At 61.3% G+C, this 15,957-nt stretch carries 9 protein-coding genes, 1 tRNA gene and 1 pseudogene; 6 read left to right on the top strand and 5 right to left on the bottom strand.

Going from position 1 to position 15,957, the window contains the following annotated elements:
• Window positions 1–59: 59 nt before the first annotated feature.
• Complete coding sequence (locus QX073_RS34010) at window positions 60–1,493, bottom strand: coniferyl aldehyde dehydrogenase (RefSeq protein WP_316227080.1); 1,434 nt, start codon at window positions 1,491–1,493, stop codon at window positions 60–62.
• A gap of 486 nt (window positions 1,494–1,979) precedes the next feature.
• Here QX073_RS34010 and QX073_RS34005 point away from each other — a divergent pair.
• Window positions 1,980–2,056: transfer RNA gene (locus QX073_RS34005), tRNA-Met, on the top strand.
• A gap of 329 nt (window positions 2,057–2,385) precedes the next feature.
• On the opposite strand, the gene QX073_RS34000 is transcribed toward QX073_RS34005, so the two are convergent.
• Window positions 2,386–5,832 (bottom strand): hypothetical protein, encoded by a 3,447-nt coding sequence (locus QX073_RS34000; RefSeq protein WP_315753780.1) that lies wholly within the window; start codon window positions 5,830–5,832, stop codon window positions 2,386–2,388.
• 775 nt (window positions 5,833–6,607) lie between these two features.
• Window positions 6,608–7,393 carry a sialidase family protein gene (locus tag QX073_RS33995; protein ID WP_315753778.1) on the bottom strand — a complete coding sequence of 262 codons (786 nt, stop codon included), beginning with the start codon at window positions 7,391–7,393 and terminating at the stop codon, window positions 6,608–6,610.
• A 1,767-nt stretch (window positions 7,394–9,160) separates the two neighbouring features.
• On the opposite strand from QX073_RS33995, the gene QX073_RS33990 reads away from it, so the two are divergent.
• The 4 genes and pseudogenes from QX073_RS33990 to QX073_RS33975 all read left to right on the top strand — a co-directional run bounded on the left by QX073_RS33990 (window position 9,161) and on the right by QX073_RS33975 (window position 12,949).
• A complete protein-coding gene (locus QX073_RS33990; protein WP_315753776.1) occupies window positions 9,161–11,842 on the top strand; it encodes a DUF2235 domain-containing protein in 2,682 nt (893 codons plus the stop codon).
• Window positions 11,843–11,855: 13 nt separating this feature from the next.
• Window positions 11,856–12,425, top strand: coding sequence for a hypothetical protein (locus QX073_RS33985; RefSeq protein WP_315753774.1), 570 nt, complete (start codon window positions 11,856–11,858; stop codon window positions 12,423–12,425).
• Between the two features lie 27 nt (window positions 12,426–12,452).
• Window positions 12,453–12,767 (top strand): annotated as a pseudogene (locus tag QX073_RS33980) (IS3 family transposase); the annotation flags it as partial.
• A 32-nt stretch (window positions 12,768–12,799) separates the two neighbouring features.
• Window positions 12,800–12,949, top strand: coding sequence for a hypothetical protein (locus QX073_RS33975; RefSeq protein ID WP_315753772.1), 150 nt, complete (start codon window positions 12,800–12,802; stop codon window positions 12,947–12,949).
• 238 nt (window positions 12,950–13,187) lie between these two features.
• On the opposite strand, the gene QX073_RS33970 is transcribed toward QX073_RS33975, so the two are convergent.
• Together QX073_RS33970 and QX073_RS33965 are read right to left on the bottom strand one after the other, a co-directional pair.
• Window positions 13,188–13,406 (bottom strand): conjugal transfer protein TraD, encoded by a 219-nt coding sequence (locus QX073_RS33970; protein WP_315753769.1) that lies wholly within the window; start codon window positions 13,404–13,406, stop codon window positions 13,188–13,190.
• Between the two features lies 1 nt (window position 13,407).
• Window positions 13,408–13,734 carry a conjugal transfer protein TraD gene (locus QX073_RS33965; protein WP_315753888.1) on the bottom strand — a complete coding sequence of 109 codons (327 nt, stop codon included), beginning with the start codon at window positions 13,732–13,734 and terminating at the stop codon, window positions 13,408–13,410.
• Window positions 13,735–13,905: 171 nt separating this feature from the next.
• Here QX073_RS33965 and traA point away from each other — a divergent pair.
• Window positions 13,906–15,957, top strand: a 2,052-nt coding sequence (traA, locus tag QX073_RS33960) for a Ti-type conjugative transfer relaxase TraA (protein WP_316204254.1), incomplete at its 3' end; no start/stop codon positions are given.

The raw sequence follows: 15,957 nt of genomic DNA, 5'->3' as shown, positions 1-15,957 counted from the left end.
GCACCCGATCGTCTCGGGATTCCTGGGGGCGCGCTCTGCGCCCCGGGAACGACGATTGGCTAGGACAGGAATCGCAGAAGCTTTTCGATCCGCGCGATGCTGGCACCGTAGGGTGGATAGAGATCCTTCATGCGGTTGAAGGGAGAGCGGTAGAACACCGGCTTCAACTTGCTGAAGCTGTTGAAGCCCCATTCGCCGTGATAATGGCCGATGCCGGAGGCGCCGACGCCGCCCATCGGCTGGTTCATCTGCGCAAAATGCAGAAGGCAGTCGTTGATGGTGACGCCGCCGGAGACGGTGCGCGCCAGCACCGTGTCACGGGCCGCAGCGTCAGTGCCGAACCAGTACAGCGCGAGCGGCCGGTCGTGGGCGTTGATGTGGCGGATGACGTCGTCGGATTGCCGATAGGTCATGATCGGCAGCAGGGGACCGAAGATCTCCTCCTGCATGATCGCCATGTCCGCGCTCGCACCGACCACGATCGTCGGCGGAAATTTCCGCAGCTTCTTCCAGGCCGGATCTTCCGGGCTGGTCGTGCTCAGCGTCCTGGCGCCGCGCGCGATCGCATCGCGCAGCAATCCTTCCAGCCTGGCATAGTGCCGCTCGGAGATGATCGACGTGTAGTCGCCATTGGCCGGGTTGGTGCCGAACATCTGCAGCATGTGCCGGTGCAGCTTGCTCGCGAATGCGTCCCCATGCTGTTCGGGCACGAACACGTAGTCCGGCGCGATGCAGGTCTGGCCGGCGTTGAGCAGCTTGGCATAGGCGATGCGCTCCGCGGCTTCGTCGATGTCGGCGGAGACGTCGACGATGGTCGGTGACTTGCCGCCGAGCTCGAGCGTCACCGGGGTCAGGTTGCGCCCGGCGGCCTCAGCGACGATGCGGCCGACGCGGGTCGAGCCGGTGAAGACCAGATGATCGAACGGCAGCGCGGCAAAGGTCTCCGCGACGCCGTCCTCGATGCCGGTGACGATGAGCTCAGTCGGGTCGAAATTCGCCGCGATGAGCTCCTTGAGCAGCGCGGAGAAGTGCGGCGTCAGCTCGCTCGGCTTGATCATGACCCGGTTGCCGGCGGCGAGCGCGCCGATTGCTGGCGCCAGCGTCAGCTGCAACGGGTAATTCCACGGCGCGATGATGCCGACCACGCCGAGCGGCTGCGGGATCAGGCGGTTGCGCGCCGGCCAGAACTGCAGCGCGGTGGCGATGCGCCGCGGCGCCATCCAGCGCGGCAGCACCTTGAGCGTGTGCCTGATCTCGGCCTGCAGGAACAGCGTTTCGGCAATCGTCGTCTCGACGGCGCAGCGGTGGCCGAAATCGGCCGAGATCGCCTGCTCCAGGCGCTTCTCGTTGTCCGACAGCATCGCTCGCAGCCGCTTCAGGCCGTCCAGCCGTGCCGCGAGAGCGGGCGGGGGCGCATTGCGGGAGGCCTCGACCTGGGCGTGGAACGCGTCGTCGAGCGCCGAGAGGGCTGGGCTCTTCAGGGACTGGTCCATGGACGTCTCCTCGCGTGTACCGCGGCCGCGTGCAGGGCCGTCATTCTGGTTGGCTTAAAGCTGCCGCGTTGCGGGACCCTTGGCAAGCGCGGCGTCGGTTTTGCGCCGCCTGGGCGCGAGCGTGGAGCCAATCCATTTGGGGTGTGTGTCGTCGGTCCCTGCCGCTGCCCCCCGAAGAACTTGTCCTTGTCCCCAGCCCGGGCCGCGCCGTGGTCCCGGCCGGCAAATAGGTCGCTCTCATATGTATTTGTAATGTTGAGGTAATTTCTGCTGTGAGTCGTGCGACAGGCGGTGTCACAATCCGGCAAAAAAACTTCCCGAAAGGCCTTTCCAAACCGGCCTCGCATTGGTACATACCGCCCGCACCCGACGGCCGGCTAGGCCAACGGGCTCAAGCCTTCTCAGGAAGCCTTTGGGATGGATCGGCAGCGCCTCGGTGTCTGCCAGGACCGCCCGGCGCTTCTCTGAAGGTGACGCACAAGTTAACGCGGGGTGGAGCAGCCCGGTAGCTCGTCAGGCTCATAACCTGAAGGTCATAGGTTCAAATCCTATCCCCGCAACCACTTCTGTCATAACTCACTCACCGTCCCGGTTTAACCGCCGGGACGGATGAGATGGATCATAGACCGGGCGATGGCGCAGGAGTTCTAATCTCTTCGGGCGCGCTACTCCACGATTTTGCACGACATTGTTGCCGGGAAGCGCACGAACGGCGCCAATGCCTCCGGTCGTCCGTGCGTCGCGACGGCATGCGCCTCGGCCTCGCCGTTGCTGCGGCCCGAAGCGCGGACCACGGCGGCGGTCAGCGAGACGCAATGCGCGAGAAGCTCAAGCCGCTCGGCATCCGAGACGCGCCGAATGCTTGAGCTATGCCGGCGAATTCGCGATGGCCTCAGTCTCCGCCGACATCCTCATCCACATCTTCATCGAGACCGTCGAGCTTCAGCTCGATGACCGGATTGTCGCTCCACGTCATCGACTGCGCGAACCGTACCAGGATTGTGCCCTTCCACGGGCTTTCGCCTTCCTCGAATATGACCTCGATGTAAGCGCTCGGCGTGACGTGATGGTAAGTGACGGATTTCAGCATCAATGCGGAATAGAGGTAGGAGCGATCCTCTTCGACGTCGGCGGTGAAGATGTCGGTTCCCGCGATCGTCCCGAGATAGCCGGTGCCCCCGCCGCCTTCGCGCCCTTCGCGCCGCTCGACTTCGATATGGTCGGGTTTGCCGGCCAAGCGATAGGTCCACTGGGAGATCGTGTTGCCAATCGGATCGTAGGGAACCAGAAGGGTCGGGCGCGAGCCTACCCGATCCGCATGCTCGGCAACCGCATCGAAGTATCCGCCCGGATAGCCAGACGAGTCGATATGCACCACCTCACGCGGACGCCGAAAAAATTCCCCCCACACATATTGCGTGAGCGTCTGGCGAAACGCGCCGGCAAGGACTTCATTCGGGTCATTGGAGCTGATCCATGACATCGGCGGTGTCACCAATTCTCCCTTGTCGACGCCGTTGATGCGGAATTCGGCAACGTTGGTCACCTGCGCCTGGTGTTTGCGGATATGGACCCCTGCAAACGCGTGAAGCTCCGGGCTGAGCGCGCCCAACAGCAGGTCGCGCAGGGCGCCGATCTTGGCGGGATCGAGCGGACGCGCGCGCAGGCGCTTGGCCCGTTCGTCATTGATCGCGGCGATGGCTTCCGAGAATATGGTCTTGAGGCGCTCCCTTGCCTCTGCGGCGTCGGCGGTCGGCGCCAATATCCGAACGCCGCGTTCGAAAAGGCGCTCGTCCATGCCGTCGCCCAAAGCGCGAAGATATGCCTCGAGGCTCATCGTGATGCGGCGCAGTTGCTCATCATCGTCGGACAATAACTCTTCGTTCGCGGCAATCTCGCGCATCGCCACAACAAAACCATCGTCGCCCTGAGCCGGAAGCTGGGCCGCCAACATCGCCAGAAGATGCAGCCGAACGGAATCGAGCCCGCTCCAGCCCCATGATGAATAGACACGGCCGGGAACGACGCGGCGGTCGCTCATGCCATTCAGGAATCGCACAAGCTCGTCGAGCACCGCTCCGTAGTGGTGGCCGGCGCGTCGATCGGCGAGGGCCGCGCGGATGATAAGCGACGCAAGCGAGCGAAACGGTGTCGGCCGCGGCGCACTGCTCACGGTGAAGCGGGAGCCCTCTCCCTCAATGACCTGTCTCCGGAGGAGCAGCGCGGCTGTTTGGCCGCCGATGTCGGTCGATTGTTGTTCATTCATGAACCACGCCAAAGTCACCGCCGCCACGACGTTTATGACGTCGTCGACCGCGCTGCGCATCACGACGCCGAAAACGGCGTCGGGGCCTGGCGACTGAGGCCATGGCGCCCTGAGATACGGAGCCAGCCGCGCTTCAACTTGCTCCCAATTCGCGGAAGTCAGGTCGGGAGTGAGTAGCGAACGATGTTTGATTCGGAAGTCGGCATCGACATCCAGCCGGAGCGTTTCGATCCAGCGCACGAGGCTGTCGCGATAGCGATCCGTGCCTATGCGGTCCTCGTTCCAAACGGCGGACGCCAGAAAATGAGCGGTGTTGCGCAGATGGCGCTGGAGAAACGGCCAGCTCTTTCCCAGGGCTTGCCACTGTTGGGGAGCCGGCCGCTGCTGTTTGGCTTTCGAGTTGTAGAGACGATCGGATATGCGGAGAACGTTCTCCCAGGCACCGATGAAATTGGCGATCACCTGGTCGTAGGCCCGACGGTCCGAGCCGGCCAGTTCGAGGCGCGGCTGAGCTGATTCATCCGCGTGAACGTCGACCGTCGTCCGCCGCGTGACCCACGCCTCAAGGAAAATCACCTCATGAATTCCAAGGTCCAACAGAGACGACACGACCGCGGCTGACGCGGTCGTGGCATCGGTCGGCAGGAGACGCATAATGGCGTAGCTGAGCGCCTGGATGAAATAGGGTTCGGACCCGATCTTCTCGCATGCGCGCTCGAATATGCGGCGATATTGGCCGATCCATTCCTGATGGGGAGCTTCAAAAAAGCCGCCAACCTCGGCGAGGTTGATCGGCGTGCCGTCCTCCGTCCGCGTGTCTTGAATGTCGAGCAGAAAGCGATGATAGCGGAGCAGCTCGTCCATGGCTCCCTTGAATCCGGTGACGGCCAAGCGCTCGATCTGCCCGATGATCTTGTCCGCCAGTTCTTCGAGGAACATCCCTGGTATCGGGAGGTCGTCTTCGTTGGCTCCGGCGCGGCGGAATCGGAAACATCGACGCACGACATATCGTTCCCAGCCGAGCAACGGCACGCCGCCGCGGCGCAAGCACCACTCGGAAAGGCCCTCGAACCGGGAATCGAACGACAGCGTGATGTCGAGACGAATGCCCGGCCCAAGCAGATTCTCGCGGGGGGTCGGCGGGCGCGGGCGCGCCTTTTCGCTGCGCTCGGCCCATCTGCGGAGGACAAAACGCAGCGGCAGCATCCAGACATCGGTCAGGGCCGAGCGGTGCTTGAAGAGAGTGGAAAGCTCGACTTCGCCGTCATCCAGAATGCCCCAACCGAACGTAACCGAGGGATCGGCCTTCTTGTCCGTCTGGGGGATCAGTTGCTGGTTCGCCATATTGTAAAACATTCGCAAGAGGCGCAGCGACAGATCGCGCGGCACGATGACATTGGCGGTGTATCTTTCCCGGAGGCGCTCTCTGGCCTTCGGGTCGACAAATCGCAGCGTGGTCAGGACAAATTGCGTGAATACGCTGAAGTTGAGCAGCAGCCAGGTCAGGTGGAGCGCTGTCAGCGCAACCTTGAAGATCAAGTCGGGGCCGCCAAAATGCAAGCGGTGGGCGGCGAACTGCAGGGGCCAGAAGAATTGCGCCGCGAGCACGATGAGAAGCGCAACGCCGCTTAGAACGACTTCGTAGGCAAGCGACTCCATGTAGTAGAGCCGAACGTCGGTGTTGGTCGAGGAGCGATCGTCGCGTTGCGCAATGAGCGTAACGATGCCGATTGCGACCGAGACAATTCCGAGAAGTCCGACCTGCGCGGCAAGAAGGTAGCTCGCGATGTCCTTCAAAAGGCCCTTCATCTCGGGGGACGTCCAGCCCGGGAGGTAGGACGGAAAACGGGAACTGGCCGCCGCCTCGGCCGCGACCAAGAGGATATCGACGATCAGGTACGCCGCGAGAAACGACGGCAACGAACGCCCGGCGATCGTCGCGCGCAGCGCCCGTTGCAGGAACGGGTAGCGAGAACCGCGGATCGCGGCGTTCTCGCGGACATGCTTCCTGATCTCGCGCTGGACACGCCGGCGCACGCTACCCAGCCAGCCATCGATGAGGCTATCCGCCAATCATGCCCCCCGTAGTTGCTTCGAAGCCGCCCTTTGACCTCAGATATGCCTATAGAACATTACGGGAACACGTTCAACGGTCGGTGGAGATGATCCAACGGGGATTCCTTGCAGGCGCGCCAGGCTGGTATCTGCAATGCCGGGCGCGGGATTGAAGGCCGTCAGTACGAGCAGTTTGCCGACTCGGGAACTCTACACCGCGTACCAGGATGTTCCGAAGCGTTGTTCTTTGAATAGCGCCCGCCGCCCCCGCTGTCGCATGCGCGCGTCGGGCGGCCGTCCGAGATCCCTGATCGTTGTGAATTGCGCCGTAAGCGTAGTGCGCAATCGCAGATCGTCGCGCCATTGCCGATTAAGGCGCGTCGCAGGTTCGAACGTCATAGCGCCACGGCGAAGCAATAGTGCCCATCTTCATCGGCCGTGGCGCGCCATCCACTCTCTTAGGGCGCGTCGCAGCGCGACCGGGCGCTAGTCCGGCCAAGACGCCGGATCCAAGCCCCTTCGGGTCTTGGCCGAAGGTAACGCTCCCTCGTGCGAAGTGGGGGCATGCTTGAGCGACCGCCACTTCCATGACGGTCGCCGCTAAGCAATGCCGGTTATTTGTGGAAAATTTGCCCGTTGACGCCGAGCACTCCAGCGCCCCGCTGGCCACGGTTCGTCGCCCGAGCCACCGCGCAAGCTCCGATGCCAGTTCCTTGCTGCGCAGCTCGATTGCGGCGACGCGACTCAATAGCTGCCTTGGCATCTCCGTCCGGCTACTGAAAAGCGAACATCCTTACCGTGCATCCTGCCCGGCTGGCAATGCATCCCGCTGCAAGGACCCCCGGTCGTAGGAGGAAAAGCAGCCGCGATCCGTCCAGTCCGACGCGAATTCCAGCACCTCGGTCCCGCTGCTCGCCGTGAGCAGCGATGAGGAATAGTTCGGGCACCATTGGTGCGCCTCGCACGTCTCGCTGCACGCGTCCGGCACTGGCACTGGTGCGGGAATGGTCCGCCAGGGCGTTGTAGGATCGCCCACCTCGTTTATTAGCAGAACGCGCCCGTTGCGCGCGCCGGGTTTCAGCGCCGGCGTTTCGATCAGCTGAGCCACCAGCAGAATTGCGCCGTTCGGCGCGACGGTGAAACGTGGCGCGTGCGCCGGGAAAGCACCGTTGGACAGGCGGATCTCGGCACCGACATCCGCGGGATCGGCCCAATTCCAGCCGTCGTCCGACAGACGGTAACGCGCGATGCAGTGCGCGGGGCCGCAGAGTTCGTAGGTCATCATCCAACGTCCGTCCGCAAGCCTACGGCTGACCGGCATTCCCGGACGATCGCATTGGACTTCGCTGGCCACGACATAGCCTGGATCTTGCCAATGGACCCCGTCATAGGTCCTGAACTTGCGGATAAATTGGGAATATTCCGCCTCCGTCTCGTCGGAATAGAACAGGATGAGGGCGCCGTCCTTGCCCACAGTGAATTCCGGCTCCCAGATCCGGCCCCGTTTTGGGCTCTGCACGTTGCTGAGAAAGGTCCAGCTCCGCCCCTCGTCATCACTACGATAGACGTGAATCGACATGTGCTTCTCAGCTGTATTCTGTCCAATCGACCCTGCCCAAAGCAAAGTGCCCTCTCGCAGCGAGCCCGCGCGGCGAGGCAGTTCATACAATGTGCCGCAGCCACAAGCCGGAGGCGAAGATCGGATCGCTGGATCCGACCGATCGGCCGAAACGGTGCATCATCGCCATCGGCAGCCTAGACGTCGATATGTCTGCCGCCAACCTGCGTCAGCGTCGTAACAACCAAGCGCGCCCGCGCCTCCGCTGACGGCGAATGGCCAAGGCGTACGACGCGGCTGTTGAACGCCGGTTCGGAACTGAGCGGCGTCGTGGCATCCGCGGGCGACCCCCCTCCAAATGCCAGACCTGCCAATATGATTTGCACCATCGTTGCAGCGCTCAAAGTGAGTAGCTTCATCGAGTACATTCCTTAGTCGTGTAGTTGCGAGCCCGCCGGATATGGCTGCCTGCAACCCTCCCGCATGGCTTGAGCTCGATTGAGCCTGCCATGTGATTCTCCCTCGGTATTGGATATTGTCTCTGGGGTTCCCGGGCGCGGCCTTGCCCACACGTTTCATGACTGGTCCGTCACATCTTCTGATCCACTTAGCGAACGGTCAGCGGTCGTTCGTGAAGATTCCTGTGGTTCGACATACGCCGGCGGCGCGGATCAACCGCCTAAAAGCCGGAACCTGATGCGCTGTCCGTCGGACTGCGCTGTCGCGCTCGGCATGGACTCTACGCCAGGCCCCACCGGGCCCTGACGACCTGGCCGATTCAGCAGTCTCACTCGCGCATCGCCTATTTGCGAGTTTTGATCTTCTGACGTTGTCGAGCGGAGTCGGTCATCATCGGCCTTCTGCATTTAACGCGCCGTTCCTCTTTGGCGATAAATCCAAAAAGCACCGATTTTCGTGCGCACAACATGGTCCCCAGTCGAAAAAGCGGAAGTCTTGATCTCTCGGCGAGATAGTAGACCTTTCACTTGTTGCGGTCCTGATCATCGTTGTTCCCGCCACACAGCAATTCCGCGATTGCATCAGCACCTTCAAGTATGTTGCTGGATAGGCTCTGCGGCTCTGTCTGCGGTACTGAATGCGCTGCCATCGCGCCTCCTTTTTGGATTATCGTGTACATTTCGGCAGGTATTTCTTAGCCTGCGAAGGCGACTACCGTTTTTTGGTTCTCGCCTCTTTTTTCCAGCGCTGATTGTTAGCGAACAGCGCCGGTAGAATGGGCCACTGTCTTTTTTTTGGTAGGGCGTGAGTCGATTTTAAAATGCCGCAAGTGCGAAACCTTCCGGATTTTTCGATGCCAAAGGCGTGCTCGACATGCTCGTGCGTTAGGGCACGATTACGGACGTGTGAAAAGCACGCGGGATGATGACCAAGTCTGATCTAGATAACCGAGCTACAGATTACCAATCATTCGCAGTCCGTCGCCCTAGATTCCAAATCCTTCCGGTCGTTCGCCGCGTCAGGCCCCGCTAGTTGTAGGTCTCCTTCAACAACATTCGCTGAAGCGGCCCGGCGGTAAACCGCCGTCGTTTCGCTGCCGCGTCAGGCGGGGTGCCCTCGCGCGACCAGACCGCATTTAACTTAGATCCGCTAAACTTCAGCAGGTCTCCGGGCCGCTTGCTTCGGTCACGGCGGCCTGGAACATGTTGATAAGTCGCGGGACCGAATTGACGACAGCAAGGCCGCCGTTCAATCTCAACCGCAGATTGCGGTGATGTTTAGTTCATTTTCTTCGCGGCCGCCTAAGCGGACCGCGGCTTGGGGCCATCCATGCCGGATGATGGAAAGCGGATTATTTTGCTTTCAGACGGTACTGGCAATTCCGCCAGCCAGGTTTGGAAGTCTAACGTCTGGCGCGTTTTCGAGAGCCTTGATCTCCGGGGCAGCGACCAGGTCGCCTTCTACGACGATGGAGTCGGCACGTCTTCCTTTAAGCCGCTTGCGATTCTTGGCGGCGCCTTCGGCTGGGGATTGAAGCGCAACGTCCTCGATATCTATAAATTCCTTTGCTTGAACTACGAACCCGGCGATCGTGTCTATGGATTCGGCTTCAGCCGAGGCGCATTTACAATGCGCGTCGTCATCGGACTCGTTCTCAGCCAGGGGCTGGTCGCAGGGGCGACCGATGCCGAAGTCTATCGAAATGCGCGGATGGCATACCGTGCCTATCGCCGTGAGAAGTTTCACACGATCCTGCGCATCGAGGCTATCTTCCGCCTCATCCGCGATCTGCTTTTCTTTATCCTCGGTATGCGGTACGACAAGACTGCCAACCGGCAAGTCACAAGTATCGCGTTTCTGGGATTGTGGGATACCGTTGCCGCATACGGCCTGCCGGTCGATGAGATGACGCGTGGCGTCAGCCAATGGATACTGCCGCTCGAGCTTCCCAACCGCGCATTCGACGCCCGAATAGAACGCGCCTGTCACGCCCTGTCGCTCGATGACGAGCGCACCACCTTCCATCCCGTCCTTTGGAATGAAAAGAACGTGTCTCCTGAAGTTCTGACGCAGGTGTGGTTTGCCGGCGTTCATTCCAACGTGGGCGGTGGTTATCCCGACGATTCGCTGGCGCATATCCCGCTCTATTGGATCATGACCGAGGCTCAGGCCCAGGGCCTGAAGTTCAAGACGGTTCCGAACAAGCCGAATAATCCCGATCCCGATATGCTGGTCTTCGCCCAGTGGCGTCGCGACAAGGACGGACGGCTGTATGACTCGCGAAACGGTCTCGGCGGCTATTACCGGTATGGTCCGCGCAAGATCGAAGACCTCAGCAAGATGAAGTTCTCGCTTCGCAAGGACGACTTCGTCGACAATAACTCCCCAATCATTCATGAAACTGCGCTTCAGCGGGCAATGTCGGGTGCACACCGTTACGCTCCGATCGGAATTCCGCGCGCCTATCAGGTCATGACAGACACCGGCGTGAAGCCTCAAGCCGATTATGAAAGCGAGACGGACGTCGATGGTCGTTGCGAAGCCCAGAAGTTCATCTGGAACCAGGTCTGGCGTCGCCGGCTGATTTATTTCATCACCGTGTTTGCGTCGGCATATCTTGCGCTCTATCCGTTGGTAGTCACAACAGATAGCTCAGGCGAGTTTCGTACGCGCCTGACACTTGTCTCGACTGGAATCAGGGCTCTCAACGCCGTTCTCCCAGGTGCACTTTCGCTCTGGATCGAGGCCTACGCGCGCGATCCGAGCCATTTCATTGTACTGGGATCGCTTGTTGTCCTTCTGATCTGGCTCGGCGTTCGGCTCGGGATAAAGATCGAGGAGCGGATGGAGCGCATATGGCGCCGCTCCGGTGCCAACGAAATGACCACGGTCGAGATTTGCCTGAGGCTCCTCGGCCTCCTGCTGGCGCTTTTGGCTATTTTCCACGACTTGCTGCCTGCGAACTGGCCCGGCCAAGCCTTCCTCGACAGTCACATCAATGGCTGGGTCAAAGGCATGCTGGTCGCGACCATCATCGCCTTATTCTTCCCGCCCTGGCTAGTTCTTCATCTTCGCTCCGGCTGGCTTTATCGGCTGACCATCCGCGCGATTAAACTCTATATCTTGCCAGCCTTCTTCGCTCTTAGCTTCGTGGTACTGGCCTTCTTCCTCGGGAGCCATCTCATCTTCAGCGTCAGGGATTCGTTTGGCGCCGTCTGCCAGGAAAGCGGGGTGGATGAGGGCCTCTCGGCGTGCCTGCAAGCTTCCGTTGCAACCTGCGGCGGGCCCAACAACCTCACTCCCATGTGCACCCAGGGTAGAGCCGTCTCTTGCGGGGAGGGTGGGGCCATCGCGTCTTGCGAAAAGCGTGTGAACAAGGATTGCGATCCCAACCACGCCGATTGCAATTATTGGGTACCGGTGTGTCATGCGCCAGCCGCGGCAGCGCCCGGGCGGGCGGGCTCGGCCTCTCAGGCAGCATCAGGCTTTGCCATATGCCCTTCAGCCTGCGAGGTGCGGCCGAACGCGAATGACAAGGCGTTGCGGCATCCAGACAATATTTTCAACATCAAGTCCGTCTGCAAGCCGACCGGGATAATGGTCGAGCAAGGGCTCAAGTACAGGATATCGATCAAAGCCCCACCGCCAAATAGCAAATCGCCCTGGAAGAACGGAGATACCGTGGTGAGCCCCCGTGGTGTAGATCCCGCCACGACCAGCTTCGCGGACCACATCCGGCAGGCGGTCTACTGGCCCCTGAAGCGCCATCTCTTCGTCCAGCCCTTCAAGGTCGTAGCCCGCGTGGGCTCAACGGGCAGCGACGAGACAGTCCTGGAGCCGGACGACAACGTCAAATCGAATGACCTCGATGCGATCATAACGCCCAAAAGAGACGGTGAACTCTTCCTCTACGTGAACGACTCCATCTGGCCGTTCGAGGGAATGGCCGGCTCAAAATTCTATGATCGCCATCAAGGGGAAGCCACGATTGAGGTTCGTCAGATTAATTGACCGGGGACCATACGTGCGGCTGATCATTCTCCTGGGCACACTCGCCATAGCGGTGCCTTTTATCATCGCGCAGGCAGCGATGCCGTCTGGAAACGCCGTGTCGCTGCGCTTTCTGGAGCGCCCCACCAATATAGGCAATCCCAAATATACGGTCCCGCCGGAAGTTGCGAAGGTCGAAAGCCTCGGTGCCGACAGCCTGCTGGCTTGGGTTCAGTCGCGACCACAATCAGCCCGCGGTTATGCGTTTTATGTGATGCCGCTCGATGTACTCTATCTCATATGCCTCGGGCTGTTCCTTGGCTACGCCAGCACACTTCTGGTTGACGTAACGCATTGGCCGGCAACGCTATCGCCAATACCAATGTGGGTGGTGTGGCTGCTGCCTGCCGCTTATATCGTTTGCGACTTGGCCGAGGATTTGTTGATCATTGTCATGCTCGGGTGGCCGACGACAATCCATGCCGGCGCCTTTGCACCGCTCTCTCTTTTCCGGACTCTCAAAATAGCGTCCGTCGGGATCTCATTCGGGCAGGTATTTCTGCTTTGTCTTGTCTCATTCGTCTGGCCGGCTGCAAAGGTATGAGCATAGCCAACCGACTTTGGCCTGGCGCAGCGGCCGGACGCAGGCCTGATCCACCATTCCGATCGCGGTGTCCAATATGCCTCGGCGGAGTATCGCAAAGCAATCCAGTCCGCAGGATTCCAGGCATCCATGAGCCGCAAGGGTAACTGCTACGACAATGCCCCGATGGAGAGCTTCTTCCACACGCTCCAAACCGAGCTCGTCCATCACCGGAAATATGCAACACGGGCAGAAGTCACACGTGAAATCTTTGCTTACATCGAAGGCTTCTACAATCGAACTCGTCGTCACTCCGCCATCGGCTATATCAGTCCGATCGAGATGGAGCTAAAAGCAGCTTAACCCTGTCCATTTTTTCGGGGGAAGATCATTTGATGGACGCGATCGTCAAAGCCAACCTCGATATCATCAAGGCCGGACAAGCAAGCGATGCGGCAACCCTCACCGCAGCTTTCAAGACACTTGTCGATCTGACGACGAGCATTCAGCCAGCGTCGGAAACGCTCTCAAAAACCAAAACGTAAGCTGCTCATAAACGACAGTCTGAAAGATTTACAGAGTTACTTTCCGGATATGATGATCTGGCGGGCGCGTCTGCTGATGTAGACCGGGCTCTACAGGGCGTCGTCTGCCGGGCCTCTGCCCCGGCCCATTCGGGTCGCCGAGGGGATCGTATGCACGCGGTCATGGCTTGCAAGTCGACGCACGAAGTGCATCGCGATAGCCCCGAAATATTGTCCGCTCGGCATGCGACAGCGCGCTTCAGTCATTCTCAAACGCTTGCTTCCCCATTGCCGCCCACAGCGCTCGCGCCTGTTCGCCTTGATTGCTTTTGAGCTTGTCTGCCATCCAGAGCAGCGCACCAAGGATGGTGGCGCGATCGTCGCCGGTCAACTCCACGATACGGGCTTTGACGACGAGGCCGCCGAGTTCGATCAGGTGCCGTGTGCGCTTTCGGCGCTCGACCTGCCACGAGCGCATGTCATGCCGTGCCCTTGCTGCCTGTTGACGGTTGCGCGCCGCCCGGTTGCGCCCGAGCGCTGCCAGTGTTGCGCTCAGCTGCTGGTGCAGTTCGCCGCGCACGACGCTGAAAGAGCGAGGCCCCACGTTTCGCCCATGCCTCCCTCTTTACGGCTTCCTGCGTCTCGGCCAGCACGATCAGCGCGCCTGCCAGTTCGTCGGCGCTGAGGCTATCTGCTCCGGTGGCGATGACCAGTTCGCCGAGCTGCTGCACCTTACGGCTCTTGAGGTCGCGCGCCTTGTCCTGAAGCGCGTTCAGTTCCCCGTCAAAATCCCTTGGCTTCCGCATCATCGTCTCCATCAGTGGTGATGGAGAATTGATAGTCGAGGGCTTGGCACAATGCTGTAAGGTCGTTAGGACGAGCTGAGACGGGATAGTCCCTCCCGAGAAGTTTTCGAGGGAGGGCGCGCTTATACGTCGTTCCGACGTACTCTTCGCTGTGCCAATGATCTGATCGCGATGGCGATCTATCATCTTCATGTCAAGGTCATTGGCCGCAAGGCCGGGAGCAGCGCGGTGGCATCGGCGGCGTACCGCTCTGCCTCCCGCCTGCGCGACGAGCGGCTCGGCCGTGATCAGGAGTTTTCCGCCAAGCGCGGTGTCGTTCATTCCGAGGTGATGCTGCCCGAGAATGCGCCGGTGGCATGGAGCGACCGCGAGCGGCTCTGGAACGATGTCGAAGCGTTCGAAGTCCGGAAGGACGCGCAGCTTGCCCGAGAGGTCGAGTTCGCCCTTCCGCGAGAACTGACTGAGGCGCAGGGCGTCGAGCTGGCTCGGGACTTCGTTCGCGGCGAGTTCGTCGGTGTGGGTATGGTTGCTGATCTCAACGTGCATTGGGACAAGGGTGAGGACGGGATGCCCAAGCCTCACGCCCATGTCATGCTGACGATGCGCGCGGTCGACGAGAAGGGATTTGGCCAGAAGGTGCGAGAGTGGAATCGCACGGAGATGGTCGAGCGCTGGCGCAAACGTTGGGCGGAGCTCGCCAACGAGCGGCTGGCCGAGCTCGACATCGACGCGCGGATTGATCACCGCAGCCTGGAAGCCCAGGGCATTGCGCTCGAGCCGCAAAGCCAGATCGGCGCACCGGCCAAGCGCATTGAGGGTCGGGGCGTCGGAGGCGAGGGCGCTGAGGCCGACCGGGCCGAGATGCACCGCGAGATCGCGCGAAACAACGGTAGGAGGATCATCGCCGATCCCTCCCTTGGACTGGACGCGATCACCCAGCAGCAATCGACCTTCACACGCCGTGACCTTGCAAAGTTCGCGCATCGGCACAGTGACGGGCTCGACCAGTTCAACCAGGTGGTGGGCGCGATTCAGCGCGCGCCCGATCTGGTCGAGCTGGGCAAGGATGCCCGCGGCGAGGATCGGTTCACAACCTGCGGAATGGTCGAGGCAGAACAGCGCCTGCATCGCGCTGCTGAGCTGCTAGCGGACCGTGAGCGCTATAACGTCAGCGACGCGGCTCGCCATGGCGCTTTGGCGCGTGCGGAAGCACGCGGCCTGGTGCTGTCATCCGAGCAGGTTGACGCCTTGGCGCACGTCACGGATGGACGCGGTCTTAGCGTCGTGGTCGGCCATGCCGGGACGGGAAAGAGCGCGATGTTGGGGGTGGCGCGGGAGGCCTGGGAAGCAGCCGGCTACGACGTCCGGGGTGTGGCACTGTCCGGCATTGCCGCGGAAAACCTCGAAGGCGGATCGGGCATTGCGTCGCGCACGATTGCCAGCCTGGAGCATGGCTGGGAACAGGGTCGTGATCTACTCAAATCGAGCGAGGTGCTCGTCCTCGACGAGGCGGGCATGGTCGGCACACGCCAGCTCGAGCGCGTGATCTCCCGTGCTGCCGAGGCGGGCGCCAAGGTTGTGCTGGTCGGCGATCCGCAGCAGCTGCAGGCCATCGAGGCGGGCGCAGCTTTCCGGTCGATCCATGAGCGTCATGGCGGGACGGAGATCGGCGAAATACGCCGTCAGCGCGAAGACTGGCAGCGCGACGCCACGCGCAATCTGGCGACCGGCAAAGTCGGCCATGCGCTGGAAGCCTATCGGGCCAATGGCATGGTGCATGAGGCGATGACCCGCGAGCAGGCGCGGGGCGATCTGATCGCGCGCTGGGACCGCGACCGGCAGGTCTCGCCGGACCGGAGCCGGATCATCCTGACCCATACCAATGACGAGGTGCGCGCGCTGAACGATGCAGCGCGCGAGCGGATGCGGTCCGCAGGCGACCTGGGCAATGAGGTGGGTGTAACTGTCGAGCGCGGCGCGAGAAGCTTCGCCAGCGGGGATCGCATCATGTTCCTGCAGAACGAGCGCAGCCTCGGCGTGAAGAACGGCACGCTCGGGACCATCGAGCAGGTCAGCGCGCAATCCATGGCCGTGCAGATCGACGATGGCCGGTCCGTGCGCTTCGACCTCAAGGATTACAACCGGATCGACCATGGCTATGCGGCGACGATCCACAAGGCGCAGGGCATGACGGTGGACCGCGTCCATGTGCTGGCGACGCCC

The sequence above is a fragment of the Bradyrhizobium sp. SZCCHNS3052 genome (assembly GCF_032484495.1).
GTDB lineage: Bacteria > Pseudomonadota > Alphaproteobacteria > Rhizobiales > Xanthobacteraceae > Bradyrhizobium.
Note: the sequence above shows the minus strand (reverse complement) of the source record. Positions and strands in the feature narration are given on the sequence as shown.